This is a genomic window from Acidocella sp. MX-AZ03 (assembly GCF_027626035.1).
Classification (GTDB): Bacteria; Pseudomonadota; Alphaproteobacteria; order Acetobacterales; family Acetobacteraceae; genus Acidocella; species Acidocella facilis.
The window spans coordinates 3,588,523-3,614,751 of sequence record NZ_CP110774.1 but is presented as its reverse complement, the minus strand read 5'-3'; the positions used below and the strand labels follow the sequence as shown (position 1 = coordinate 3,614,751).

The following is a 26,229-nucleotide window of genomic DNA, read 5'->3' as shown; positions in this document are numbered from 1 at the left end:
CCAAAAACTTATGCGATTCAGGCGGCGGTGAGGCCGGAGCCCATCATGCCGCCATCGATGGCGAGCACATGGCCGGTGACGTAGCCGGCATCGTCCGAGCACAGGAAGACCGCGCCGCCGGTCATTTCCTCCGGGCTGGCATAGCGCGCCATCGGGGTGCGCTCGATCCAGCGCTTGCGGATGAAATCATTATGCATCTTGGCCACCAGCGGGGTTTCCACCGGGCCGGGGGAGAGCACGTTGACGCGCACATTCTGCGCCGCCAGATCCACCGCCATCACCTTGCTCAACACCACCACGCCGCCTTTCGAGGCGCCGTAGGCGGAGCGGCCGACATTGCCGGTCATGCCCGAGACGCTGGCAATGTTGCAGATGGCACCACCGCCAGTTTTCACCATCGCCCGCGCCGCCGCCTGGCCGACGATGAAGGTGCCGCGCAGATTGACCGCGATGATCTTGTCAAACAGCTCCAGCGGGGTGTCGAGGAAGGGAATGTCATTGCCAATGCCGGCGGAGTTCACCACGCAATCCAGCCGGCCATATTTGGCGATGATCTTGTCGATGCCGCTTTGCGTGCTGGCCTCATCCGCGACATTCATCTGCAGCGGCGCCATGTTCGAGTCATCGAGTTCGGTGGCCTCCGTGCTGAGATCAGCGGCGATGACCTGCGCGCCTTCGCGCACGAAACGCTCGGCGATGGCAAGGCCGATGCCCGAGAGCCCGCCCGTGACCAGCGCGATTTTTCCTTGCAACATTCCAGCCATATTCAATTTGCTCCGATGAGACAGGTGGTCAACCATGGCACCATGGCGACGATGACGATGCCGACGAGCAGCGCGCCCATATAAGGCCAGATGCGCCGCAGCCCGGCGTCAGGATTGATTTTTCCGATGGCGCAGGCGGCATAATAGCCAACGCCGAAGGGCGGGGAGAACAGCCCCAGCCCCATCGCCAGCACGATGGTGATGGCGTAATGCACCTCATTCACGCCGATGGATTGCGCGACGGGAAACAGCAGCGGCCCGAACAGCACCACGGCGGGAATCCCCTCCAGCACGCTGCCCAGCACCAGGAAGGCGAGGATGGAGACGACCATGAAGCCAACGCGCCCACCCGGCACCGCCTGCATCGCCACTGTCAAACTCTGCGAGAAACCCGATTGCGTCAGCGCCCAGCCCATCGCGCTGGCGGCGCCGATGATGAACAGGATGGCGCCGCTGAGCGAGGCGGTTTCGATCAGCAGCGGATAGATGCGCCGCCAGTCGAAACTGCGATAGACGAAGATCCCGACCAGCACCGCGTAGGCGATGCCGATGGTGGAAACCTCCGTTGCCGTGGCAACACCATCCACCACCGCGAAACGGATGACGAAGGGCAGAGCGAGTGCCGGCAGCGCCACCCAGAAGCGGCGGAGCTTTTCCTTGTTGGGGATTTTTTCGGCCATCTCCGGCTTGTCGCCGCCTGAGCGCCACCAGGCGATGACGCCGAGCGCCAGGGCCAGCACGAGTGCGGGGATGAGGCCGCCGGCGAACAAGGCCGCGATGGAAACGCCCGTGGCGGAGCCTATGGCGATGAGAACGATTGAGGGCGGCACGGTCTCGCTCATCGCCGCCGCGCTGGCCAGAACTGAGACCATCTCGCCCTCATTCATGCCGCGCTTTTTCATCTCCGGAAACAAGACCGGCGCCACCGCCGCCATGTCCGCCGCCTTGGCGCCGGAAATGCCGGAGACGAGATAGATGGCGCCGAGCAGAACATAGCTCAGCCCGCCGCGCACGGAGCCGAGAATGGCGGTGAGGAAGGCGATCATCGCCCGCGCCATTCCGGACATTTCCAAAAGTCCGCCCAGGAAGACGAACAAAGGCACCGCGAGCAGGATGAGCGAACTCATGCCCTGATCCATGGTGCTGAGCATGACACTGGGCGGGCGGCGTTGGTGGTGAGCAGGAAGCTGATCGTCGCCATGCCGAAGGAGAAGCCGACCGGCACACCCGCCAGCACGCCAAGCCCGAGCAAGCCAACGAAAAACAAGACAAGATTCCAGTTGCCGATGCCGATGATCAATGACTGCCCGGCCCATAGCAAGACGGCGATGGCGCCTAACAGCACCACCGCCAGCCCCAACGCGCGTAGGCTACCGCGCCCCAGGCGGATGACCGCCTGCAGCAGCATCAACATCGCGGCGACAGGGATGGCGCTGGTGCGGATCATGTCCGACAGGCCGAGTGCCGGCGAGAGGATCGGCGCCTGGTTGTTGGCGTAGCTCCAGGAGGGCGGGATCATCAGCAACAGGAACAAGGACGTGGCCGCCAGCGCGAAGCCTTCGAGGAAGGCGGCGACGCGGGCGGGGCGCGATTGACGATCGCGGTCATGCGCATATGCTGGCCGCGCTGCAACGCGATGACCGCGCCCAGCATCGCCAGCCAGAGAAACAAAATGCCCGCCAGCTCATCGGCCCAGACCAGCGGGCTGTCGAGCACGAAGCGATAAAAGACGCTGGCCGAGAGAATGAGAATCTCGACCAGGGCGAGGATGGCGGCGGGAATTTCCACCGCCACCCGCAGCCAGCGTTCCGCCATCTTCCAGACGGAATGCCCGCTATCTTCCAGCGCGCGCGCCTGCATATGCGACAGGCCGCTCATCCCAACGGTCCGGTGTAGCTTTCCAGCAGCGACCAGGGCTGAGCGCCGAACTGGCCTTTCCAGTATTTATAGAAACCGGCCTGCGCGAGCGCGTCACGGAAGGCGGCGGGATCGGTATTGTTGAAGACCAGCCCTTGCTTGGCGAGGCTGCTCTGCAGGCTGGAATTCAGCGCCGCCACATCCACACGCTGGCGCAAGGCCGCCGCGTTGAGCTCCTTGCGCACGATCGCCTGGAAATCCGCCGGCAGCTTGTTGAAGGCCGCCGGGTTGGCGAGCAGCCAGAAACCGTCCCACATATGATTGGTGAGGGAGCAATATTTTTGCACCTCATAAAGCTTCGCGGAATTGATGATAGCGAGCGGGTTTTCCTGCGCATCGACAATCTTGGTCTGCAGCGAGGTATAGACCTCGTTGAAGCTGATCGTCGTCGGCGCGGCGTCGAAATCCTTGAACATCGAGGTCCAGAGGGCGGCGGGCGGAACCCGGATGCGCAGCGCTTTCAGATCCGCCGGGGTGTTGATGGGGCGGTTGCTGGTGGTGATCTGGCGGAAGCCGTTATCGAAGATGTTTTCGAAGGCAATCAGGCCGCGCTTGGAAATTTCACCGCGCACATACTCGCCCAGCTTGCCATCCATCGCGGCGAAGGCGGTTTTCTCGTCCTTGAAGGCAAAACCTACGCCGTTGATGGCGGAGGCGGGCACCAGCGTGGATAGGATCAGTGGCGACAGGGTAAAAAACTGGATGGCGCCGGAGCGCACTTCGGAGAGCATCACCGGATCAGTGCCCAGCGTGCTGTTGGGAAACAGAGTGATGTCCAGCTTGCCGGCGGTCTGTTGCTTGATATTCGCCAGGGCTTCGCTGATTCGCACATTCAGCGGATGGGTCGGCGGCAGGTTGGTGGCCAGCTTATAGGAAAAATCCGCGGCGCGCGCCGGGCGCGACATCACCGAGACCAGCGGCAGAGCGGCGGCACCGGCAACAGCGGCGCGGCGCGACAATTTTATCATTCTCATTTCCTCCATTTATTTTTTGAAAGATCGTGTCGTCAGATCACCATGACGAAATTTAATGCGCCAACCAACCCTGGCGCCGAGACATTTTCGCTCAAAGGTTCATATTGTGAAACTTAAAATCTCCCGTGTGTATTATTTGGCGGAAACATAAGACATAGACATTATAAAAGCAAATATCTAAAATCAGATTCAGGGAAAGGTCCACAATATGGATTTGATTTTACAACTCGATCAGACGCGGCATTGCCGATGAGGCGCGCCAAGGAGGCTGGACCCGCGCGGCAGGAGGGGGCGGCACGCAGAGTCTGCAGCGCGCGCTGGCTGTACTGCGGCTGGTGGCGAGCCATTCCGGGCGGGGGATTCGGTTGGCGGACGTGGTCGAGCGATCGGGCCTGACCAAGCCGACGGCGCATCGTTTGCTGCAGGCGCTGGAGCAGGAGGGGTTTCTCGCCCAGGATGTGGCGAGCCGGCTTTATCATCTCGGTCCGGAAGCCTACGTGATTGGAACACTTGCCGGTGATCGCTATGGGTTTCGCCGCGCGGCGCTGCCCAGCCTGGCACGGCTGGCGGCTGCATCGGAAGATACCGCCTTCCTGACAATACGGCGGGATCTGCATGGCGTGTGCCTGCATCGCGAAGAGGGGAGCTTTCCGATCCGCTCTTACGTGTTGCAGGCGGGGGACCGGCATCCGCTTGGCGTAGGCGCCGGGAGCCTGGCCATTCTCGCCGCCCTGCCCTGCGATGAAGCCGAGGAGCTGATCGAGCGCAATAGCGAGGAGTTGCAGGCGCGCTATCCGGGCTTTCCGCCCTCGCTGCTGCGCCAACGCGTGGAGGAGGCGCGCATTGAGGGGCATGCGTTCAATCCTGGCCAGCTTTATGCCGGCAGCTGGGCGGTCGGCGTGGCGGTGATGGAGCGCAATGGGCAATGCGAAGGCGCGCTGTCCATCGCCGCGATCGAGAACCGGCTGCAGCCGGATCGGCGCACCTACCTGGTGCGACTGCTGCAGCAGGAGGTGGCGAAATTGACCGAATTGCAGGAACGCCCGGCGGGAGCGACCAATATCGTCGCGCAGGCCCGCAGATTGACGGCGAATTAGAAAAACCGAGAAGTGAACAAGACCATGTCAGACTCGTGCATTGTGGGCTGGGCCCATACGGAATTCGGAAAGCTGGCCGATCCCGATGTTGAAAGCCTGATCGAGCGTGTGGCCGCGGCCGCGATCGCGGATGCCGGGCTGGAGGCGCAGGAGATTGACGGCGTGTTTGTCGGTCTGTTCAATAACGGCTTTTCCAAACAGGATTTTCCTAGCTCGCTGAGCATGCAGAGCGTGCCGGGGCTGCGCTTCAAGCCGGCGTCGCGTTATGAGAATGCCTGCGCCTCGGGCTCCGCGGCACTTTATGCGGCACGCGATTTCATCGCCGCCAGGCGCGGGCGGTTGGCGTTGGTGATCGGCGTGGAGAAGATGACCACCCTACCCGGCCCGCAGATTGGCGATGTGCTGTTGGGCGCCTCCTACCGCAAGGAAGAGGGTGAGATTCCCGGTGGGTTCGCCGGTGTGTTCGGGCGCATCGCGGAGAATTATTTTCAGCGCTTCGGCGACCAATCCGACGCGTTGGCGATGATCGCGGCGAAGAACCACAAGAATGGCGTGGATAATCCCTACGCACAGATGCGCAAGGATCTCGGCTTTGAATTCTGCCGCCAGGAATCAGAGAAGAATCCGTATGTGGCGGGGCCGTTGAAGCGTACGGATTGCTCGTTGGTCAGCGATGGCGCGGCGGCGTTGATTCTGGCAGATGCAGAGACCGCGGCCGCCATGGCGAAATCGGTGAAATTCCGTGCGGGCGTGCAGGTGAATGATTATCTGCCGCTCTCGCGCCGGGACCCTACACGCTTTGAAGGCGGGGCCGCGGCCTGGAGCCGGGCGCTGGCGGAGGCGAAGCTGGCACTCAGCGATCTCTCTTTCGTGGAGACGCATGATTGCTTCACCATTGCCGAGCTGATCGAGTATGAGGCGATGGGTCTTGCCCCGCACGGCCAGGGGGCGCGCGTGATCAAGGACGGCGTGACCCAGCCTGGCGGTAGGCTGCCGGTGAACCGCTCCGGCGGGTTGAAGGCCAAGGGCCATCCGGTAGGTGCCACAGGCGTTTCCATGCATGTGATCAGCGCCATGCAGCTCACCGGCCAAGCCGGTGCGATGCAACTGCCGAAGGCGGAGTTGGCGGGGGTTTTCAATATGGGCGGCGCCGCTGTCGCCAATTACGTCTCGATTCTGGAGCGGCAGAAATGAATGTGATGTCCTCCATCGAGGCGGCGCCGCGCGGTGGAGTGGCGCCGTGCAGCAAGCGGGTGATGAATCTCTCGCATTTTCTGCGCCAGGCCGGGCGCCGGCATGGCGATGAAATCGGCTTCGTGCATGGCGCGCAGCATCTGACCTGGGCGCAGCTGGAGGTGCGGGTGGATGCGATGGCGCTGGCGCTGGCCGCGCGCGGTGTGGTGAAAGGCGACCGAATTCTGGTGCAGTCCAGGAACTGCAACCAGCTTTTCGAATCCATGTTCGCCTGTTTTCGCATCGGCGCGGTCTGGGTGCCGACCAATTACCGGCAAAGCCCGGCGGAGGTGGCCTACCTGGCGGAAGCCAGCGGCGCAAGCGTGATGATCTGCCAGGACGCCTTCCCCGCCCACGCGCAGGCGGTGCAGGAGGCGGTAGGCGGGCTCAAGCATCTGATCACCATTGGCGAGGGAGGCGAGAGCTACGAAGCGTTGGTGGCTGAACATCTCGGCCAGACCTGCGCGTTGGCGGATGTCACCTATGATGATCCGTGCTGGTTCTTCTTCACTTCCGGCACCACCGGGCGGCCGAAGGCGGGGGTACTGACGCATGGGCAGATGGGGTTTGTGATCACCAACCATCTTTGCGATCTGATGCCCGGCACCACGCATGAGGATGCCTCGCTGGTGGTGGCCCCGCTTTCGCACGGGGCGGGGATTCATCAGCTGGTGCAGGTGGCCCGCGCGGTGAAAACCGTGCTGCCCGCCAGCGACAAACTGGACCCGGACGAGGTCTGGGAGCTGGTGGCACGCTGGAAGATCACCAACATGTTCACGGTGCCGACCATCGTGAAGCTGCTGACCGAGCATAAGGCGGTGGATGAACATGATCATTCCTCGCTGCGCTATGTGATCTATGCCGGGGCGCCGATGTACCGGGAGGATCAGAAATTCGCCCTACGTAAACTTGGCCGCGTGCTGGTGCAGTATTTCGGGCTGGGCGAGGTGACCGGTAACATCACCGTGCTGCCGCCTTCCTTGCACGAGCCGGAGGATCATGCGGGGGCGCGCATCGGCACGTGCGGCATCGAGCGCACGGGCATGCAGGTTTCCATTCAGGACGAGCAGGGCAAGGAGATGCAGCCGGGCGAGACCGGAGAAATCTGCGTCTGCGGGCTCGCAGTGTTTGCCGGCTATTACAATAATCCCGAGGCCAATGCGAAAGCTTTCCGCAATGGCTGGTTTCGCACCGGGGATCTCGGCCATCTCGACCGGCAAGGGTTTCTGTTCATCACCGGCCGCGCTTCGGACATGTATATTTCCGGCGGCTCCAATGTGTATCCGCGCGAGGTGGAGGAGCTGCTGCTCACCCATCCGGCGGTGGCGGAGGTGGCGATTGTCGGCGTGCCGGACCGGATGTGGGGCGAGGTCGGCGTGGCGGTGCTGGTGACGCGCCCTGGCGCCAGCATCAGCGAAGCGGAGGTGATGGCGTTTCTGGACGGCAAGATCGCCCGCTACAAGATGCCCAAGCAGGTTTTCTTCTGGGATGAGCTGCCGAAATCCGGCTATGGCAAGATCACCAAGAAGATCGTCCGCGACGAGCTTTATGCCAGGGGCTGCCTGACGCAGGATGCCCCGTCTTCCGTATCCGCATGAGGAGATGAGCATGGCCCCCGCGCGCCTACACACCCCAGCGCCGCGTGCACGCACGATGATCCATCCCGGGCCGTTCAACCCGGTGCGGATTCAGAGCCAGCACGCGACGCATGGGCGCCATATACGCCTGGCGCTGGCGCCGGGGTTGAGCCTGTATGAGGGGCTGGTGAAGCCGTTGGCTGAGCTTGGCATCACCAGCGCCTCGATGACGATTCTGGGCGGCTATGCGGCGCGGCTGGAATATTGCGTCGCCCCGCCTGATAAGAGCAAGCGCGCGTTGATTGCCTACTCGACGCCGATTCCGCTGGGAGAGACCTACATCGTTTTCGGCAACGCGACGCTGGGGTTCGATGCCGCGGGGAAGCCGCTGGTGCATTGCCATGCGGCGATGCGCACCGACACGGGCGCGGTGCAAGGCGGGCATATCATCACCGAGGAGACGATCATCGGCCCCTGGCAGATTCCAGTGCTGGTGACCTCGCTGGAAGGCTTCGAGCTGCGCCAGACATTCGATCCGGAGATCAATATTTCCGTTCTCAAGCCGTTGAGGGAGCAAATGATATGAGCCAAGCCGTTGCTGAAAGCGGTGCGATGGGGCGGGTGGCGTATGCGCGCATCGCCCCGAATGAGGATCTGGTGCAGGGGGTGGAGAAGCTCTGCCTCGCCGAGGGGTTTCGCAATGCCTTCGTGCGCGGGGCGCTGGGGAGTTTGGTGGATGCGTGTCTGGGATTGCGCGATGGCGGCACGCAGCTGATCAAGGGCCCGGCGGTGGAGATTGTCAGTCTCGCGGGTGAGGTGCGCAGCACGGAGGATGGCGGGCTGCAGGCGGCGCTGACCGGCGTGGTGGCGGACCCGCAGGGACAAGTCTATGGCGGGCCGTTCATTGCCGGGGGCAACCCGATCTGCATGACGTTTGAGGTGACGCTGGAAGAATGGCTGCCTGAGGACTAAAAGTTTTTTGGTGCCGCTTTTTTTCAAAAAAGCGGCGAAAACGTTTGGGGTGTTGGCAACGAACGTGCCAACGCCCCAAACGTTTCTGGGGACTTTTTGAAAAAAGTCCCCAGACCCCCAAAAACTTTTGCTACCCGCCCTTCGGCTTGTACCCATCCGTCAGCGTCTTCAGGAACGCAACGATATCATTCACTTCCGCATCGCTCAGCGCCGGGGCGTCGCCCAGCTCGCGGTTCAGCGGCGGATCGGTCCTGTCGATATTCGCCTGATATTTCGCAGGCAGATCGTTGAATTTTTCCACCTTGCCGTCGGGGCCGGTGGGATAGATCCTGCCGGGCGCGACATCGCGTAGGTTATAGAACTCCACCACATCATGCAGATTATGGTAGACGCCGTTATGGAAAAACACCTTCCGCGTGGCGCTGTTGCGTAGCGTCGGGGTGAGGAACATGCCGCAATATTGCGTCAGGCTTTTCAAATCCTCGCGGATCGGCCCGCACAGCTCCATATCGAAATAATCCTGGTTGGCGTTGGCCGGGATGTGCGGGTTGCGCGGCACGCCGAGTGCTTCGTACTGGGTGTCAGTGAACAGAGGCGGGCGATGGTCGGGTGTGGGCTGATCAAGATGACAGGCGGCGCAATCGCCCTTGGCCGGGTCGTTGAACAGCTGGTAGCCGCGCATTTCCGCCTGGCTCATGCGGGCTTTGCCTTCCAGCCAATAATCATATTTGCTGGTGAAAGAATGGAAATCCTGGTCCTCCATCTCATAGCGCGCGATCGCGAACAGCGCCTCGGCAACCACGAAACGGGGGTTCTGGAAAATATCATCGCCGAACAAGGCGGTGAATTGCGCGGCGTAGGGGCTGGCCTGCAGCTTGGCGGCGATGGTGGCGTCGCTGCCGCCATCCATCTCGAAGGGGCTGGTGAGCGGGCCCTTCGCCTGCGCCATCAGCGTATCGGCGCGGCCATCCCAGAACAGCCCGCCCATCGGCACGAGATTGGCGGCGGCGCTGGCGGTGCTTTGCGCGGTCTTGGTGGCACGGGTGGCGGTGGCGGCGGCCGCGGCGAGCTGCGGCAAGGTGGCCGGGGTGTCGGTCTCGCCCTGCTCCGGGCCGATGGAGAAATTCGCCTGGGTGCTCAGATAATCCAGCGAGGGCACGGCGCGCAGGCCGGGGCTTTTCATCTCCGGGCCGCCATAGACCACGGGGCTGGCGCTCGGCGGGCCGTAATGGTTTTGCGGGTCGTGGCAGGAGGCGCAGGAGAGCTGGCCGGAGGCGGAGAGACTTTTATCGAAGAACAGGTTCTGGCCGAGCTGGGCCATGGCCGAATATTGCGCTGGCGCAACCGGGCGGACGAGCTGGATCGGGGCCGGGTTCCGGCCCTGCGCCAGCGCGAAACTGGCCAGCGGGGCGGAGGCCCAGTCGCTCAGCGGGAAGGGGCCGGAGAGGACCCATCCCGCGAAGATGCAGAGACAAAGGGCTGCGAGAAGCAGCAGGCTAGACCAGAGACGCATCTCGCAGGCACCCAGTGATGGTTATTCGGCGTGCGCGGCGGTGCCGGTATCGGCATCCAGCAGCATCACGTCGCTTCCCTTCGGCGCGGTCTTGAAATCGAACATATCCATGATCGAGCCGGCATTGGCATCGAAGGAGCCGCCGCCCAGGCGCGCGCCGCCCAGCCAGTTATCCTCGATGAATTTCACCACCGAAGCCTGGTTGATCAGCTGATGGGCGATGAAGCCTTTCTTCGCGTAGGGCGAGATCACCATGAAGGGGATGCGCGTGCCGGGGCCGCAGAGCCCGTGCACCGGCTTGCCGGCCAGGCCCATCGGCTCGGTGCCGGACCCGCAGACCTTCTTGCCGTTCAGCGCGTCCATCGGGCTGAAGGAGGAGGTGGTCGGGGTCACGAAGGCATGGTCGTACCAGCCATCGGAATCATCATAGGTGATGATGATGGCGGTGTTCTTCCAATCCGGCTGCTGCATCAGGAAGTTGATGACCTTGACCACGCCCTCCTGCTCGTCCAGCGGATCGGAATAGCCAGCATGGGCGTCCTGGGCCGCGATCAGCTTCAGGTAGGAGACGGCCGGGTAGACACCCTTGCTGACCGCTGCCTCGAAATCCTTCAGATCATATTCATGGTTGGCCGGATCGGGGCTGCCGGAGGGCGCGAAGCTGTAGCCGATATCGTCCAGCGCCGCCGGGCGGGCGTGGGTGTAGTTGGCGGTGGAGGCGTAATACTGGAACCAGTTATGGTGCGGGATATAGTCCGCGGTGGGGGCATCGACCGCGGTGGCGAAGCTGGAACGCTTGCAGCCGGTGGTGCCGTTGGGGTTGGTGAGGCCGAGATCGAAGCCGCCCATGAAGCCGCCCCAGGTGATCTTCTTCTGGTTCAGCAGATCGCCGATATTCTGGCCATCCATCTTGAAGGTGACGGTCTTGCTGGAGCAGACATCGTAGGCGGGGTCGATATCGCCATCATCGGTGAAGCCGCCCTGCCCGTCCGGGTTCAGGTTCGGGGAGGTGCCGACCACCGGCACCGCGCCGTTGGTCTGGCCGGAGACCACCGCCAGCGCGCCGGGGGTGGAGGGGCCGTAAGTGTCGGTCCAGGCATTGTCGCTCATCGCGTAGTGCTGGGCGTAATTCCAGAGGGCGGTGACGGTGTTGCCGTCGAAATAGCCCATCACCTGGCCCTTGGTGCCGAAGGCGCCGGCGCCGCCGGCGCTGGCCTTGCCGGTATATTTGGGGAACAGGTCCATCTTGCCGTTATCGTAGGCTTCCTGCTCGGGCTTGTAGGCGTGGTTCTGGTCGGCGGTGGCGGCCTGGGTGCGGTCCAGCCGGAACGGGTTGGCGGCACCGGCGCCGTTTTCCTTGTTGGTGAAGTTCGGGTTGTTGTTCAGCAGATTGGCAGTGACCAAATTATCAACCTTCTGGCCGTGCAGGCTGCCATGGAAGGCGGGCTCGCCGGCCGGGTTGGCGGCCTTCGGGTAGGTGGCGAAATAATGGTCGAAGGAGACGTTTTCGCCATAGATGATGACCAGATGCTTGATCGGCGTCGCGGTCGGTAGCGTGTCGGTGTAATGGGTCGCGGCGCTGGCGGAGGCCGGCGCGGTGGCGCCGAGGCTGGCGGTCTGCGCCGCCGCGGGGGTGATCGACGAGACCATCATGGAGGCGCACAAAAGAGCCCGGCGGATATTCATGGTTCACCTGCTTTGCAATATGACGAACTTACGGACTGTTAATCCGAAGCGGCGTGGTAATCCCGGCAGGCCAGTCTGCGTGTGACGTATTTATGATTTGTGACAGCCGGGCCGCGTTATGGCCCGGTCTGTCACAATCGTCTCAGAGAGTGTTTCAAAAGTCGCTCTGGTGAGTCGCCAAGTGGTGATTTGCGAGCACCGGAGCGGAGCGTACTTAAGGTACGTGAGCACCGGAGTGCAGCAAATCGCCGCTTGGCGGCCGCCAGAGTGGCTTTTGAAACAGCCTCTCAGCTATGCAGGCCGGGGGCTTCCTGGCCGGTGCGGGCGACATATTCGCTATAGCCGCCATCGTAGAAATGCACGCCCTCTTCCGTCAGCTCCAGCACCCGGTTGGAGAGGGCGGAGAGGAAATGCCGGTCATGCGAGACGAACAGCATCGTGCCCTCGTAATTGGCCAAGGCGGTGATCAGCATTTCCTTGGTGGCGAGGTCGAGATGGTTGGTCGGCTCGTCCAGCACCAGGAAATTCGGCGGGTCGAACAGCATCATCGCCATCACCAGCCGGGCTTTTTCGCCGCCGGAGAGCACGCGCACGCGCTTTTCCACCTCATCGCCGGAGAAGCCGAAGGCGCCCGCGAGGTTGCGCAGCACGCCCTGCCCGGCCTGCGGGAAGGCGGCATCCAGCGCCTCGAATATGGTGGCGGTGCCGTCCAGCAAATCCATCGCGTGCTGGGCGAAATAGCCCATCTTCACGCTGCCGCCGAGGGTGACGGTGCCGGCATCCGGCGCGGTGCTGCCGGTGACGAGCTTCAACAGCGTGGATTTGCCGGCGCCGTTGATGCCGAGCACGCAAGCCCGCTCCTTGCGGCGGATCAGCAAATCCAGATTGTCGTAGATCACCTTGGAGCCGTAAGCCTTTGAAACACCTCGCAGATTGGCGACATCCTCGCCCGAGCGCGGGGCCGGCTTGAATTCGAACTCGATGGTCTGGCGGCGCTTGGGCGGCTCCACCCGGTCGATCTTGTCCAGCTTCTTCACCCGGCTCTGCACCTGGGCGGCGTGGCTGGCGCGGGCCTTGAAGCGCTCGATGAAGGCGATCTCCTTGGCCAGCATCGCCTGCTGGCGCTCAAACTGCGCCTGCTGGTGCTTCTCGTTCAGCGCCGCCTGGCGGGCATAGAATTCGTAATCGCCGGAGAAGCTGGTCAGCGCCCCGGCATCGATCTCGATGACCTTGTTGATCACCCGGTTCATGAATTCGCGGTCGTGCGAGGTCATCAGCAAGGCGCCGTCATAGCCGGCGAGGAATTGCTCCAGCCAGATCAGGCTTTCCAGATCCAGATGGTTGGAGGGCTCATCGAGCAGCATCACGTCCGGGCGCATCAGCAGGATGCGGGCCAGGGCGACGCGCATTTTCCAGCCGCCGGAGAGGCGGGCGACATCGCCGTCCATCATCTCCTGGGAGAAGCCGAGCCCGTGCAGCACCTCGCGGGCCTTGGCGTCCAACGCGTAGCCGCCCAGCTCCTCGAAGCGGGACTGGACCTCGCCGAAGCGCTCCAGGATCTCTTCCATCTGCTCGAACTTGTCCGGGTCGGCGAGGTCGGCCTCCAGCTGGGCGAGCTCGGCGGCGACGCTGCTCACCGGCCCGGCGCCGTCCATCACCTCGGCGACGGCGCTGCGCCCGGCCATCTCGCCCACATCCTGGCTGAACAGCCCGATGGAGATGCCCTTATCGACCAGGATATGGCCTTCATCGGGCTGCTCCTGACCGGTGATGAGGCGGAACAGGGTGGATTTGCCCGCCCCGTTGGGGCCACCAGGCCGATCTTCTCGCCACGCTGCAGGGCGGCCGAGGCCTCGATGAAGATCAGGCGGGCGCCGTTCTGCTTGCTGATATTGTCCAGGCGGATCATGAAACCTCGGTGGTGGTCGGTGGTCGGATGGGCGGCTGGCTCTTACCCCAATGCTGCTCTGCCGCAAACCGCCCTTGCGCCGGCGGCTCTTATGCGCTTGAACCCGGCTCCCTCAGCGTTCACCCCAAGGCTCCCGCATGTCCCGCATCTTCGGCATCGATTTCGGCACCACCAATTCCGTGGTGGCGGAGCTGGCGGCGGATGGGCACGTGAGCAGCCGGGTGTTCACCCAGGACGGGATGAGCTTCGAGACCTTCCGCAGCGTGCTCTGCTTCTGGCAGGAGGAGACCAAAGGCCGCCCGGCTTTGCGCCATGCCGCCGGCCCGGCGGCGGTGGAGACCTATCTGGAGGATCCGCTGGAGGCCCGGCTGATCATGTCCATGAAGACCTATCTGGCGCAGAAGAGCTTTACCCAGACGCAGATTTTCGGCCGCTCCTTCACGCTGGAGGAGATGATCGCGCTGTTTTTGAAGGCGCTGCTGGGGGCGGATAAAGAGGCGCGGATCGTCGCCGGGCGGCCGGTGCGCTTTGCCGGAGAGTTCGCGGATGATGCGTTCGGCGAGGCGCGGCTGCGCGCCGCCTTCGCCGCCGCCGGGCTGCCCGAGATCGAGACCGCTTATGAGCCGGAGGCGGCGGGGTATCGCTTCATTCGCGCTCTGGCGCGCCCGGCGCATGTGCTGGTGGGGGATTTCGGCGGCGGCACGTCCGATTTCTCGATTTTGCGCTTCACCCCGGGGGCGGAGATGCCGATTGTGACGCTGGCCAATACCGGGGTGGGGATTGCCGGGGACAGTCTGGATTACCGGATCATCGACAACGCGATCTCGCCGCTTCTGGGCAAGGGCGATGAGTACCGGGTGCCGATGGGCAAGGATATGCCGATCCCGATCGAGTATTTCACCAGCTTCGCCAATTGGCACAAGCTCTCCTTGATGCGCAGCCCGAGGGTGCTGCGGGATATCGAGGAGGTGGCGAAGCTGGCGCATAAGCCGCAGAAGCTGCGCAACCTGCTGAGCCTGATCAAGGATGAGAGCGGGTATCATCTGTATCAGGCGGTGAGCCGGGCGAAGGCGGCGCTTTCGCGCGAGGCGGGGACCAGGCTGCGCTTTGAGCATGAGGATTTCACCCTGGACCAGGAGATCGCGCGTGAGGAGTTCGAGGGCTGGATCGCGCCGGAGCTGGGCAAATTGGATACGTGCATTCAGGCGGTGCTGGACCAGGCGGGGATGCAGGCGGGCGAGATCGACCGGGTGTTTCTGACTGGGGCACCTCGTTCGTGCCGGCGGTGCACGGCTTGTTTGAAACACGCTTCGGGGCGGAAAAGATGTCCGCCGGCGGCGAGTTTGTCTCTGTGGCTGAGGGGCTGGCGCTGATCGGCAGAGACCGCCAGGGCTGAGGTCATAAAAGCTTGGTAATTATATACTTGGCTAAGTTAGCCTTATAAATTCGCTCGACCGACAAATTGAGTTATGACAGTTATCTCTCATGCGGGATAGAATTCTATCGGAAATAAGGCGAATTTCTCAGGAAAATGGCGGAAAGCCGCCAGGGAAGAACTTGTTTGAAACCGAAACGGGCATAACGGAGGGGATATGGAGGGGTAGACTTTGGGCAAAGTGGAGCGACGCTATTATTGAAGCAGGCTTTGAGCCAAATGTTGTGCAACCTCGCCTTGATCCGAATTTTTTCTTCACGAAGCTTGCAAAGGCGTGTCTACATTATGGGAAAATGCCTTCCTTCGCAGAAATTGGTATGTTCGGAAAAATCGACCCTGAATTTCCGTCGCGAACGACATTTGAGAAAAAATATGGTTCAAAGTCGGCTCTCATTGAGCGATTTAATTCATGGCTGAGAGAGACGGGGAGTTTCCCGAAGTCCTAACTCTTATCGCCAGCATCACTATACCGCCACGACCTGACACACCTACTTCAGAGGGGTATGTTTACCTCATCCAATCAGGCGGATTTTACAAAATAGGGCGCAGCGACGATATCGAAAGACGAATAAAGGAAATAAGGATCGCGCTTCCAGATACGGCTAAGATCATCCACAACATCAAAACGGATGATCCCGCTGGTATTGAAGCGTATTGGCATCGTCGCTTCGCTAGTCGCAGAGCTAACGGAGAATGGTTTAAACTGTCCTCAGCAGAAATATCAGCGTTCAAAAAGCGCAAGTATCAATAGGTTTAGCTTAGCCAAGTATATAGTTACCAAAGCTTTTGGGTGCAGGCGCCACAAAACTTTTATTTATCTATGTAAATCGCCCGGAAATCATTCACGTTGGTATGGGTCGGCCCGGTGACGATGGCCGCATCCACCGCCTGGAAAAACCCGTGCCCGTCATGGCGCTTCAGCGCCTTCGCCGCATCCACCCCACGCGCCAGCGTGCCCGGCCGCCAGAGCGCGCCGGCGATTTCCTCGATGCCGTCGATGCCGTCCGTATCCGCCGCCAAAGCGGTGATCGCCGGATGGTCCTGCACCGCCAGGCCGAAGGCCAGCAGGAATTCCACATTGCGCCCGCCGCGCCCGGTCTCCTCGCCCTTGCGCAAGGTCACCGTAGTCTCGCCGCCGGAGAGCAACACGCAGGGCGGCGCGAAAGGCTGGCCGCGCGTGGCCACCTGCAGCGCAATGGCCGCCAGCACCGCGCCGGTATCCTTGGCCTCGCCCTCGATCCGGTCGCTCAGAATATGCGCCTTCACCCCCAACGCCTCGATCCGCTGTGCCGCCGCCTCAAGCGCTGCTTGCGGGGTGACGATCATGCGGGTTTCCACCTGCGCCAGCCGGGCATCGCCGGGCTTCACGCTCTCCGCCTCGGGGCGCTCCAGCGCCGCCTGGATGGAGGCGGGCAGCTCGATCTTGTAATGCGCCAGGATCGCCTTGGCGTCGGCGATGGTGGAGGCGTCCGCCACCACCGGGCCGGAGGCGATGGCCGCGGCGTCGTCTCCCGGCACGTCCGACATCAGCAGCCCCAGCACCGGGGCCGGATTCGCCGCCGCCGCCAGCCGGCCGCCCTGGCTGCGCGAGAGATGCCGGCGCACGCAGTTGAATTCGGAGATATTGGCGCCGCAGGCGAGCAGATCCTGATACAGAGCCTGGATCTCCGCCAGCGAGATGCCGGGCAGCGGCAAAGTCAGCAGCGCCGAGCCGCCGCCGGAGACCAAGGCCAGCAGCAGATCATCCGGCCCCAGCCCTTCGGCGATGTCCAGGCAGCGCTGGGCGGCTTCCAGCCCGGCCGCGTCCGGCACCGGGTGCGCGGCTTCCACCACCTCGATCCATTGCGTCGGCAGCGCATGGCCATAGCGTGTCACCACCAGCCCTTCCAGCGGGGCGCCGTAATGCGCCTCCACCGCCTGGGCCATGGACGCGGCGGCCTTGCCCGCCCCCAGCACCACCAGCCGGCCGCGCGGGCGCGGCGGCAGATGCGCGGCCAGGCTCAGCTTCGGGTCGGCGGCGTCCAGAGCGGCCTGGAAGGCCGCGCGCAGCAGCGCTTCCGGGGCCATCACGCCACCAGATTCCGCGGGATGCCAGCCAGGAAGGCCTCGATATTGCCGATCAGCTGCTCCGCCAGAGCCTGCATCGCCTCTTCCGAGGCCCAGGCGACATGCGGGGTGAGGATGAAATTCGGCAGCTCCATCAGCCCGAGCAGCGCATTATCCGGGTGCGGCGGCTCGGGGCTGGTGACATCGAACCCCGCCCCGGCGATCTGGCCGCTGCGCAGCGCCACCGCCAGCGCCGCCTCATCCACCAGCCCGCCCCGGCCGGTATTGATCAGCAGCGGCTTGCGGGCCATCTGCGCGAATTCGGCGGCACCGAGCAGGTTGCGGGTGAGCGGGGTGAGCGGGCAGTGCAGCGTGATCACGTCCGCCTGGGCCAGGAAGTCCGCGAACGGGGTGTAGCCCGGCTTGGCCTCCGGCTCGCCCTTGCGGCCGGCATAGATGATGTTCATGCCGAAGGCGTCGCCCAGCTTGGCCACCGCCCCGCCCAGCGCGCCGCCGCCGATGATGCCCAAAGTGGAGCCGGCGAGGTCGCGGATCGGGTAGTCGAAATAGCAGAACTGGCCGCTCTCCTGCCAGCGCCCGGCGGCGACCGAGTTATGGTAGGCCAACAGGCTTCGGCGCAACGCCAGCAGCAGCGCGAAAGTATGCTCGGGCACGGTGTTCACCGCATAGCCGCGAATATTGGTGACGGCGATGTCGCGGGCGGCGCAGACGGGGAGATCGACAATATCCGTGCCCGTCGCCGCCACCGCGATCAGCCGCAGCTTCGTCGCGGTGGCCAGGCTTTCGGCGCGCACCGGCACCTTGTTGGTGATCACGATATCGGCGTCAGCAATGCGCGCCGCGACCGCGCTGGCCGGGGTGGCATCATAGCTCACCAGCTCATGCGGCTGGGTCAGGCCGGGCAGCTTCACGCTGGGCCCCAGCGTGCCGCGATCCAGAAACACCACCCGCAATTTATCGTTGGACAAGGCCACTCCCCTTCTTGTTTCGCGCCGGCGCACCCTCAACGCACCAGCGCCAGAGTGATCCAGGGTACCGCCGCGATCAAGAGCAGCCCGGCGAACAGCGCCCCGACATAAGGCCAGATACGCTTCAGCCCGGCATCGGGGCTGATCCGCGCGATCGAGCAGGCGGCGTAATAGCCGAGGCCGAAAGGCGGGGCGAACAGGCCCAGACCCATCGAGAGCACCACCACCATGGCGTAATGCACCTCGCTGATGCCGAGCGATTTCGCCACCGGGAAGAGCAGCGGCCCGAACAGCACCATGGCGGGAATCCCCTCCAGCACGCTGCCCAGCACCACCATCACGATGATCGAGACCAGCAGGAAGCCATAGCGCCCGCCCGGCACGGACTGCATGAAATGCGCCACCGCCATGGAGAAATTGGACTGGGTCAGGGCCCAGCCCATCGCCGTGGCGGCGCCGATGATGAACATGATGGCGCCGGCCAGAGAGGCGGTTTGCACCAGCATCGGGAACAGCCGGTGCCATTCGAAATGCCGGTAGATCAGCAGCCCCGCCAGCACCGCATAGGCGATGCCTATGGTGGAGACCTCGGTGGCGGTGGCGATGCCGTCCACCACCGCGAAGCGGATGACGAAGGGCAGCGCCAGAGCCGGAATGGCGATGGCGAATTTGCGCCAGACCGCCCGCGCGGGCGGCCGCGCCGGCGCATTCGCCTGCGGTTTGGTGCGGAGGCGCGCCACCAAGGCCAGCGCCAGCGCCAGCACCACGCCCGGCAGCAGCCCGCCGGCGAACAAAGCCGAGATCGAGACGCCGGTGACGGAACCGATGATGATCAGCACGATGGAAGGCGGGATGGTCTCGGCCATGGCGCCGGAGGTGGCGAGCAGCGAGACGATCTCGCCCTCATCGATGCCGCGGCGCTTCATCTCCGGCACCAGCACCGGGGCGACAGCGGCGAGATCCGCCGTCTTCGCGCCGGAAATGCCGGAGACCAGCAGCACCGCGCCGAGCAGCACGTAATTCAGCCCGCCGCGCACATGCCCCAGCGCCGCCGCCAGGAATTCGACAATGACATGCGCCATGCGGGTGGTAACCAGTAGATGGCCGAGCAGGATGAAGAGCGGCACTGCCAGCAGGATCATCGCGCTCATGCCCTGATCCATCGAGCCTGGCACCACCGCCAGCGGCGCGCCGCCGGTGGTGAGCAGATAGGCCACCGTGCACAGCCCGAAACAGAAGGCGATGGGCACGCCCGCCAGCACGCAGAAGGCCAGCAGCCCGACGAAGAACACCAGCAGATTCCAGTTGCCGATACTGCCCAGCAGCGGCGCGGCGGCGGCGAACAGCAGCGCGCCGCAGACCAGCACGGCGGCGGCCACCACCAGCTCCCGCCAGCCATAACGCGCCAGGCGCAGCAGGCAGACCAGCAGCATCAGCCCCGCCCCACCGGCATCGCCCCGGCGCGGAAACTATCCGGCAGGCCCAGAGCCGGGGTTTGCACATACCATTGATTGGCCGCGTACTGGCAGGCGGGGCCGATCAGCAGCGCCAGCATCAGCGCCGGGGCCGCCACCCCGATGGCGTTCATCCGCGCCCGCCAGACCGGCGGCAGACGCGAGACCAAAGTGGTCATGCGCATATGGTCCTGCCGGCGCAGCGCATTCGCCGCGCCGAACATGGTCAGCCACAGGAACATCAGCCCGATGATCTCATCGCTCCAGACCAGCGGGGTGTTGAAGACCGAGCGTGCGATGACGCTGACCAGAATCAGCGCCACTTCCGCCAGGACCAGCACCGCGCAGGGAATATCGATGACCCAGCCGAGCAGCCGGTCTGCCTTGCGCAGCAGATGATGGCCGATCTCGGCTTCGGCTTCGATATGGCTGGCCGGCGCGGGCTGTCCCATCTTCATGGCGCTGGCCGACATCAGCCCAGTGTCCCGGACACGCTCTCCAGCAGGGACCAGGCCTGGTCGCCGAACTTGGCCTTCCAGTGCGGGTAGAAATCGGTCTTGGCCAAAGCGGTGCGGAAATTCGCCTTGTCGACATCGAGGAATTGCAGCCCCTTGGCGGACATGTCCGCCTGCAGGGATTTGCTCAGCGCGGCAATGTCCGTGCGTTCATCCTTGCCGGCCTGGTCGAACTCATGGATCACCATCGCCTTCATCTCCGCTGGCAGCCTGTTCAGCGCCGCCGGGTTGCCGAGGATGAGATAGCCATCCCAGACATGGCCGGTGAGGCTGCAATATTTCTGCACCTCGTAGAGCTTGGCGGTGGCGATGATCGGCAGCGGGTTTTCCTGGCCATCGACCAGATGCGTCTGCAAGGCGGTATAGACCTCGGAGAAATCGATCGGCGTCGGGCTGGCGCCGAGGGCCGCGAAGAGCGAGGTGAGGATCGGCGCGGGGGGCACGCGGATCTTGAAATTTTTCAGATCCTCCGGAGTCTTGATCGGCTTGGTCGAGGTGGTGATCTGGCGGAAACCATTATCCCAGCTGCGGCCGATCATGGTCAGCCCGGCCTTGTCGATGGACTGGCCGATATATTTGCCCAGAGCCCCATCCATCGCCTGCCAGACCTGGTCATAGCCGTTGAAGGCGAAGCCGGTATTCACCACGCCGGCGGCGGGGACATAGGTGGCCAGGACGGAAGAAGCCATGTTGATGAACTGCACGCCGCCGATGCGCACCTGCGAGATCAGCTGCGCATCGGTGCCGAGCTGGGCGGCGGGGAACAGGTCGATCTTGATGCGGCCATCGCTGTTCTTGGCGATGCGGTCGATCGCCTCCTGGGCGCGCTTGTTCACCGGATGCGAGGGGGCCTGGCCGGTGGCCATCTTGTAGGTGAATTCGGCGGCCTGGGCGCGGCGGGTGAGAATGCCGAACAGCGGCAGTGCGGCGCCACCGGCCAAGGCGGTGCGGCGGGTGAGCGTGAGCGCGTTATTGTTCTTCGTCATGGTCTGCATCCTCCAATGGTCGCTCGGTTTTTGTGCTTTTGAAGCTTGTATTTTTGAATACTCTTGGATCGAAACGCGGCCGGCGCGGCCCGTCGAAGCTTTGAAATCCGGGGCCTCCCGCCGAATGGGAGGCCCCGGCCAGGCGCGGCCGGTTGGACAGACCAGGCCGCGCGAGAGGGTTACAGCCAGCCCTTGATCTGCCGCGCCACCGCCTCGGCGGAAATGCCGTAGCGTTCATGCAGCGTCGGCAGCGCGCCAGCATCGAGGAACTCATCCGGCAGCGCGATCTGGCGGAAAACCGGATTGATGCCGTTGCGCAGCAGCAGCCCCGCCACCGCCTCGCCCAGCCCGCCGACGATGCTGTGATTCTCGGCAACCACGACGATGCGGCCGGGCTTGGCGGCCTCCTCGATAATCTTCGCCTCATCCAGTGGCTTGATCGTCGGCACATGCAGCACCGCCGCTCCCACCTTGTCCTTGGCCAGCAGATCGGCGGCTTCCAGCGCGCGCATGGTCATGAAGCCGGAGGAAATCACCAGCGCCTCGGCGCCGTCGCGCAGCAGCGCCGCCTTGCCGATCTGGAATTTATAGCCGTACTCATCCAGCACCAGCGGCACATTGCCGCGCAGCAGACGCATATAGACAGGGCCTTGATGCGCCGCGATCGCCGGCACCGCCTGCTCGATCTCATGCGCGTCGCACGGGTCGATGATGGTGAGGTTGGGGCAGCCGCGGAAGATGGCGATATCCTCCGTCGCCTGATGGCTCGGGCCGTAGCCGGTGGTCAGGCCGGGCAGCGCGCAGATGATTTTGACGTTGAGCTTTTCCTCGGCGATGGCAAGGCAGATGAAATCATAGGCGCGGCGCGCGGCGAACACCGCGTAGGTGGTGGCGAACGGGATCGCGCCTTCGCGCGCCAGCCCGGCGGCGGTGCTCATCAGAAGCTGCTCGGCCATGCCCATCTGGTAGAAACGCTCCGGAAAAGCCTTCGCGAAAATATGCAGATCGGTATATTTCGCGAGATCCGCCGAGAGCCCGACAATATCCGGATTCTGCGCGGCCAGGGCGGTCAGCGCATTGCCGAACGGGGCCGGCTTGGTGCGCTGGCCGGGGGCGGCCAGCGAGGCGATCATCGCCGAGGTGGTCAGGCGCGGCTTCGGCGCCGCGGTGGTGCTGCTCATGCGGGCTTCCCCTGGTCCAGAATTTCGAGCGCCTTCTGCCATTCATCCGCGTCAACGCGCAGAAAATGGTTCATCTCGCGCTCTTCGAGGAATTTCACCCCTTTCGCCATCTTGGTGTCACAGATGATGATGCGCGGCTTCGGTTCGCCAAGATTGCGTGCCGCATCGAAGGCTTTCACCACCGCGTCGATATCGTTGCCATCAACACGCTCGACATGCCAGCCGAAGGCGGTGAAGCGATCATGCAGCGGCTCGCGGCTGGACATGGCGGAGGACGGGCCATCGGCCTGCTGGTCGTTCACATCGACGATGGCGACGAGATTATCCAGCTTCCAATGGCTGGCGGCCATCGCCGCCTCCCAGGTCGAGCCCTCATTCAGCTCGCCATCCGAGAACAGGTTATAGACGAAGTTTTTCGAACTCTTCCGCTTCAGACCGAGGCAGAAGCCGACGGCGATGCCCAGACCATGGCCGAGCGAGCCACCGGTGATCTCCATCCCCGGCGTGTAGGCGGCCATGCCGGACATTGGCAGGCGGCTATCATCGGTGCCGTAGGTTTCCAGCTCATCCTCGGGATCACCCCGGCCTCGATCAGCGCCGCGTAGAGGGCGATGGCGTAATGGCCGATGGAGAGCAGGAAACGGTCGCGCCCTTCCCACTCGGGGTCTTCCGGGCGGTAGGTGAGCGCGTGGAAATAGGCCACCGCCAGCACATCGGCGATGCCGAGCGCCTGGGCGATATAGCCCTGGCCCTGCACCTCGCCCATCCGCAGCGCATTGCGCCTTATGCGCCAGGCGCGGGTGGGCAGGGAAACATTGGAGATCTGGTTCAATGGATGAGCATCCCGCCGTTAACGTCGATCACCGCCCCGGTGATGTAGGAGGAGATATCGGAGGCCAGGAACAGGAAGGCGCCGGCGACATCCTTGGCCTCGCCCAGACGGTTGAGCGGGATGCCTTTCAGGATGTCGGTGCGCATCTGATCCGTTAGCTTGCCGCCGGTGATCTCGGTCTGGATCAGGCCGGGGGTGACGCTGTTGACGCGAATGCCATCCGGCCCCAGCTCACGCGCCATCGCCTTGGCGAGGCCGAGCACCCCGGCTTTGGCGGCGGAATAATGCGGGCCGCCGAAAATGCCGCCGCCGCGCTGGGCGGAGACCGAGGACATGCAGGCAATAGAGCCCTGCTTGCGCGCACGCATATGCGGGATGAAGGCCTGGCTGAGATAGAGCACGCCGGTGAGATTCACATCCATCACCTTCTGCCAGTTCTCGCCGCCGATCTCCATCAGCTTCAAGGGCTGGGTGATGCCGGCATTATTGATGAGAATGTCCGCCTGGCCGAACACCTCCAGCACACGCTTGGCCGCCGCCTGGCAGGCCTGCGCATCCGTCACGTCGCAGGCGACACCCAGATGCGCGCCTTCAGGTACGGCCGGCAGGGTGGCGGCCGCTTCGGCGGCGGCTTCTTCGGTGAGGTCGAGAATCGCGATCCGCGCGCCCTGGCTGGCGAAAAGCCGCGCCGTGGCCAGGCCGATGCCGGCCTTGCTGGCCGCGCCCGAGATGATCGCCGTCTTGCCGCTGAGCAGCATGGTTCCTCCAATTTGGTTTTGTAAGGCTGAAGCTGCGCCGATACCGGGCCGCCGACAAACGCGATCTTTACATCCATGGATGAATTTGGTTCACATATAAAATGCTCAACAAAATCCCCCTTCCGGCGCTCAGAGCCTTTGAATCCGCCGGGCGGCTGGGCTCGTTCACCGCCGCGGCGGATGAGCTGGGCTTCACGCCGAGCGCGGTGAGCCACGCCATCCGCAATCTGGAAGCGGCGCTGGGGGTGAAGCTGTTCATCCGCCGCACCCGGGCGGTGGAGCTGAGCATGGAGGGGGCGGCGCTGATGCGCGCGGTGGAGCGCGGCTTTGAGGAGCTGCGCCGGGGGCTGGAGACGGTCTCGCGCCGCACCCCGGCTTCGCTGCGGCTGCATTGCGCGCCGAGCTTCGCCGCCCAGTTCCTGGCGCCGCGTTTGCCGCATTTTCTCAACGCGCATCCGGGCATCGAGGTGCGGCTGGCGGCTGGCACCGATTATACCCGCTTCACCGCCGATGAGTTCGACGCCGATATCACTTACGGCCCGGTGACGCTGCCGGGGGTGGAGATGATCCCGCTCGGGCCGGAGACAGTGACACCGCTTTGCGCCCCGCCTCTGGCGGCGCGGATCACCAGCATCGCGGATCTTGGCGAGCAGACGCTGATCCAGAGCGACAATAAGCAGGTGCGCTGGCCGGACTGGTTCGCCGGCAACGGCCTGCCGGCCCCGCCGCTACGGGGCTTGCGCTTCGACCGCAGCTTCCTGGCGATCGCGGCGGCGGTGGAGGGGCATGGGGTGGCGTTGGAATCAACCTTGCTGGCGGCGAAGGAGCTGGCCACGGGCAAGCTGGTGGCGCCATTGGCCGGGTGCTCGCGGAGTATTTCCTATGTCGGGCATCATTTCGTGTATCCGACGCGGCGGAAGAGTGCGCCGATGATCAGGGTTTTTTTGAATTGGCTGAATTCGGCGCTGGCTGAGGTGGAAAAAGGCTGAAAATCTAAATTTGCAAAAGTTTTTGGGGGTGTGGGGACTTTTTTCAAAAAGTCCCCACGAAGGTTTGGGGTGTTGACGACGCCGTTGCCTACGCCCCGGCGTTTTTGCCGCTTTTTTGAAAAAAAGCGGCACCAAAAAACTTTTGCACATTTAACAGTTTGCTGAAAAACCCCGAAACTTGGTTTTATTTTTTCTGATTTAGCTTTGGGGCCTGGATTTTGGTTCAAGTGATTGAAGTTTCTTGCCGGTTTCTGGACTTTTTTCGTCCAGCGGACAGACTCGTCCCTTATATTGCCACCATTTTTGGAATGCGTACCAGATTATAGGCGATCAGGTTGAGCATGAAGGTGCCGGCGACCCGCGCAACGCCGCGCAGCTTGGTCTTGCGCATCGTGCCGTGCTGCTTGCCCCAGCCGAATATGCACTCGATCATCGCCCGGCGGGTCTGCGACATCGCATAACCGGGATGGCGCGTGGTGCGTCCGTCAATCGCGCTGCGGCGGTGCCTGCCGGTTTTGGTCTCACCGTTGTTTTGTGTGACATGCGGTGTCACGCCGGCGTCGCGCAGATTGGCGACATGATCGGCGGTATCGTAAGCCTTGTCTTCGCCTACGGTGATCCGCCCGGCGGCCGACTTGGCTTTGGCTTTCAACATCGCTTCCGAGGCTTCACGCTCAGCCGTGCCTGTGGCCTGGGTCACTCGGCCACCCACCGCCAAGCCGTGCCGGTTGTCCATCAGCGCGTGCCCCATATACGAAAGCTTTGCCTCCCGCCCAGCGGCCTTGCGGTACAGCCGGCTTTCCGGGTCGGTGGTGCTGGCATGGGTATCGTTCTTACGCTTCTGACCGTGGAAATCCGAACCATCATCGTCGCTGCCATCCTTCGGCCGGAAGCTCTTCTGCGACGCCCACGCCTCGATCAGCGTGCCGTCCACCGAGAAATGCTCATCCGATAGTAGCGGCGTCACCCGCGGGTGGTTCAGCAGCCGGCTCATGAATTTCTGGAATATATCGCCGTTCTGCAGGCGCTCGCGGTTCTTGCTAAACGTGGTCGGGTTCCAGACCGGATCATCCGGGGATAAGCCCACAAACCAGCGGTACAGGAGATTATAATCCAGTTGCTCCATCAACTGCCGTTCCGAGCGAATCCCGTACAGCACCTGGATCAGCAGCGCGCTCAGCAATTGTTCAGGCGGCACCGAGGGCCGGCCTTCCCTGGAATACAGCCAGGCAAAGCTGCGGCTCATCTCATGCAGAACATCCCGCACCAAAGCACGGATCGCTCGCAACGGATGGGTCGCCGGAACCCGTGTTTCTGGTGAAACATACGAAAACATCCCGCCCTGATCTCGAAAAGAACCCCGCACCCCACGCCTCACAAAACCTGCCAGCCAAAGTGAATC

Annotated in this window: 24 protein-coding genes and 2 pseudogenes; 8 read left to right on the top strand and 18 right to left on the bottom strand. The window is 63.4% G+C overall.

The genetic code is table 11. The features are described from left to right. Nucleotides 1–17: 17 nt before the first annotated feature. Genes GT370_RS19890 through GT370_RS19870 form a run of 5 tightly spaced genes read right to left on the bottom strand, consistent with a single transcriptional unit; the run spans nucleotide 18 to nucleotide 3,649 of the window. The gene (locus tag GT370_RS19890; RefSeq protein ID WP_270183640.1) at nucleotides 18–764 is read right to left on the bottom strand and encodes an SDR family NAD(P)-dependent oxidoreductase; all 747 of its coding nucleotides are present in this window, start codon (nucleotides 762–764) and stop codon (nucleotides 18–20) included. 2 nt (nucleotides 765–766) lie between these two features. Beyond that, nucleotides 767–1,891, bottom strand: a complete 1,125-nt coding sequence (locus GT370_RS19885; protein WP_270183639.1) for a TRAP transporter large permease — start codon at nucleotides 1,889–1,891, stop codon at nucleotides 767–769. After that, a complete protein-coding gene (locus GT370_RS19880) occupies nucleotides 1,888–2,298 on the bottom strand; it encodes a hypothetical protein (protein ID WP_270183638.1) in 411 nt (136 codons plus the stop codon). Before GT370_RS19880 ends, GT370_RS19885 begins: the two co-directional genes overlap by 4 nt. Next, nucleotides 2,283–2,642 (bottom strand): TRAP transporter small permease, encoded by a 360-nt coding sequence (locus tag GT370_RS19875; RefSeq protein ID WP_270183637.1) that lies wholly within the window; start codon nucleotides 2,640–2,642, stop codon nucleotides 2,283–2,285. The genes GT370_RS19880 and GT370_RS19875 overlap by 16 nt, the downstream gene beginning before the upstream one ends. Beyond that, nucleotides 2,639–3,649, bottom strand: a complete 1,011-nt coding sequence (locus GT370_RS19870) for a TRAP transporter substrate-binding protein (protein ID WP_008495493.1) — start codon at nucleotides 3,647–3,649, stop codon at nucleotides 2,639–2,641. The genes GT370_RS19875 and GT370_RS19870 overlap by 4 nt, the downstream gene beginning before the upstream one ends. Before the next feature lie 248 nt (nucleotides 3,650–3,897). On the opposite strand from GT370_RS19870, the gene GT370_RS19865 reads away from it, so the two are divergent. From GT370_RS19865 to GT370_RS19845, 5 genes are read left to right on the top strand one after another with little or no spacing between them, the layout of a single operon-like run. Next, a complete protein-coding gene (locus GT370_RS19865) occupies nucleotides 3,898–4,752 on the top strand; it encodes an IclR family transcriptional regulator (protein ID WP_270184437.1) in 855 nt (284 codons plus the stop codon). Nucleotides 4,753–4,776: 24 nt separating this feature from the next. Beyond that, entirely contained in the window at nucleotides 4,777–5,946 is a 1,170-nt protein-coding gene (locus GT370_RS19860; RefSeq protein WP_008495491.1) for an acetyl-CoA acetyltransferase, read from the top strand. Then, the gene (locus GT370_RS19855; protein ID WP_008495490.1) at nucleotides 5,943–7,583 is read left to right on the top strand and encodes an acyl-CoA synthetase; all 1,641 of its coding nucleotides are present in this window, start codon (nucleotides 5,943–5,945) and stop codon (nucleotides 7,581–7,583) included. Before GT370_RS19860 ends, GT370_RS19855 begins: the two co-directional genes overlap by 4 nt. A 10-nt stretch (nucleotides 7,584–7,593) precedes the next feature. Further along, on the top strand, nucleotides 7,594–8,148 hold the full coding sequence (locus GT370_RS19850; protein ID WP_039885670.1) for a PPC domain-containing DNA-binding protein: 555 nt from the start codon (nucleotides 7,594–7,596) through the stop codon (nucleotides 8,146–8,148). Next, nucleotides 8,145–8,534 carry a PPC domain-containing DNA-binding protein gene (locus GT370_RS19845; RefSeq protein WP_039885575.1) on the top strand — a complete coding sequence of 130 codons (390 nt, stop codon included), beginning with the start codon at nucleotides 8,145–8,147 and terminating at the stop codon, nucleotides 8,532–8,534. Before GT370_RS19850 ends, GT370_RS19845 begins: the two co-directional genes overlap by 4 nt. A 130-nt stretch (nucleotides 8,535–8,664) precedes the next feature. Here GT370_RS19845 and GT370_RS19840 read toward each other — a convergent pair whose 3' ends face one another. From GT370_RS19840 to abc-f, 3 genes and pseudogenes are all read right to left on the bottom strand, one after another. Next, nucleotides 8,665–10,047, bottom strand: a complete 1,383-nt coding sequence (locus GT370_RS19840; protein ID WP_270183636.1) for a cytochrome-c peroxidase — start codon at nucleotides 10,045–10,047, stop codon at nucleotides 8,665–8,667. A 21-nt stretch (nucleotides 10,048–10,068) separates the two neighbouring features. Continuing rightward, entirely contained in the window at nucleotides 10,069–11,733 is a 1,665-nt protein-coding gene (locus tag GT370_RS19835; protein ID WP_008495485.1) for a phospholipase C, read from the bottom strand. Between the two features lie 287 nt (nucleotides 11,734–12,020). Beyond that, nucleotides 12,021–13,642, bottom strand: a pseudogene (gene abc-f / locus GT370_RS19830) (ribosomal protection-like ABC-F family protein). Between the two features lie 137 nt (nucleotides 13,643–13,779). Here abc-f and GT370_RS19825 point away from each other — a divergent pair. Continuing rightward, nucleotides 13,780–15,038 (top strand): annotated as a pseudogene (locus GT370_RS19825) (Hsp70 family protein). A 448-nt stretch (nucleotides 15,039–15,486) separates the two neighbouring features. Beyond that, entirely contained in the window at nucleotides 15,487–15,828 is a 342-nt protein-coding gene (locus GT370_RS19820) for a GIY-YIG nuclease family protein (RefSeq protein WP_270183635.1), read from the top strand. A 59-nt stretch (nucleotides 15,829–15,887) separates the two neighbouring features. Here GT370_RS19820 and GT370_RS19815 read toward each other — a convergent pair whose 3' ends face one another. From GT370_RS19815 to GT370_RS19775, 9 genes are all read right to left on the bottom strand, one after another. Beyond that, nucleotides 15,888–17,144, bottom strand: coding sequence for a glycerate kinase type-2 family protein (locus tag GT370_RS19815; RefSeq protein WP_008495482.1), 1,257 nt, complete (start codon nucleotides 17,142–17,144; stop codon nucleotides 15,888–15,890). Continuing rightward, entirely contained in the window at nucleotides 17,144–18,118 is a 975-nt protein-coding gene (locus GT370_RS19810; RefSeq protein ID WP_371137079.1) for a D-2-hydroxyacid dehydrogenase, read from the bottom strand. Before GT370_RS19810 ends, GT370_RS19815 begins: the two co-directional genes overlap by 1 nt. 29 nt (nucleotides 18,119–18,147) lie before the next feature. Next, on the bottom strand, nucleotides 18,148–19,545 hold the full coding sequence (locus GT370_RS19805; protein ID WP_270183634.1) for a TRAP transporter large permease: 1,398 nt from the start codon (nucleotides 19,543–19,545) through the stop codon (nucleotides 18,148–18,150). Next, nucleotides 19,545–20,039, bottom strand: coding sequence for a TRAP transporter small permease (locus GT370_RS19800; protein ID WP_270183633.1), 495 nt, complete (start codon nucleotides 20,037–20,039; stop codon nucleotides 19,545–19,547). The genes GT370_RS19805 and GT370_RS19800 overlap by 1 nt, the downstream gene beginning before the upstream one ends. Next, nucleotides 20,039–21,067, bottom strand: a complete 1,029-nt coding sequence (locus tag GT370_RS19795) for a TRAP transporter substrate-binding protein (RefSeq protein ID WP_008495478.1) — start codon at nucleotides 21,065–21,067, stop codon at nucleotides 20,039–20,041. Before GT370_RS19795 ends, GT370_RS19800 begins: the two co-directional genes overlap by 1 nt. 179 nt (nucleotides 21,068–21,246) lie before the next feature. Then, the gene (locus tag GT370_RS19790; RefSeq protein ID WP_008495477.1) at nucleotides 21,247–22,248 is read right to left on the bottom strand and encodes a transketolase family protein; all 1,002 of its coding nucleotides are present in this window, start codon (nucleotides 22,246–22,248) and stop codon (nucleotides 21,247–21,249) included. Continuing rightward, nucleotides 22,245–22,775, bottom strand: coding sequence for a thiamine pyrophosphate-dependent enzyme (locus GT370_RS19785; RefSeq protein WP_270183632.1), 531 nt, complete (start codon nucleotides 22,773–22,775; stop codon nucleotides 22,245–22,247). Before GT370_RS19785 ends, GT370_RS19790 begins: the two co-directional genes overlap by 4 nt. Continuing rightward, entirely contained in the window at nucleotides 22,679–23,080 is a 402-nt protein-coding gene (locus tag GT370_RS19780; protein ID WP_270183631.1) for a hypothetical protein, read from the bottom strand. The genes GT370_RS19785 and GT370_RS19780 overlap by 97 nt, the downstream gene beginning before the upstream one ends. After that, nucleotides 23,077–23,838 (bottom strand): SDR family NAD(P)-dependent oxidoreductase, encoded by a 762-nt coding sequence (locus tag GT370_RS19775; protein WP_008495475.1) that lies wholly within the window; start codon nucleotides 23,836–23,838, stop codon nucleotides 23,077–23,079. Before GT370_RS19775 ends, GT370_RS19780 begins: the two co-directional genes overlap by 4 nt. Nucleotides 23,839–23,939: 101 nt before the next feature. On the opposite strand from GT370_RS19775, the gene GT370_RS19770 reads away from it, so the two are divergent. Next, complete coding sequence (locus GT370_RS19770; RefSeq protein WP_008495474.1) at nucleotides 23,940–24,827, top strand: LysR substrate-binding domain-containing protein; 888 nt, start codon at nucleotides 23,940–23,942, stop codon at nucleotides 24,825–24,827. Between the two features lie 286 nt (nucleotides 24,828–25,113). On the opposite strand, the gene GT370_RS19765 is transcribed toward GT370_RS19770, so the two are convergent. Next, entirely contained in the window at nucleotides 25,114–26,193 is a 1,080-nt protein-coding gene (locus GT370_RS19765) for an IS5 family transposase (protein ID WP_083878918.1), read from the bottom strand. Nucleotides 26,194–26,229: the final 36 nt, after the last annotated feature.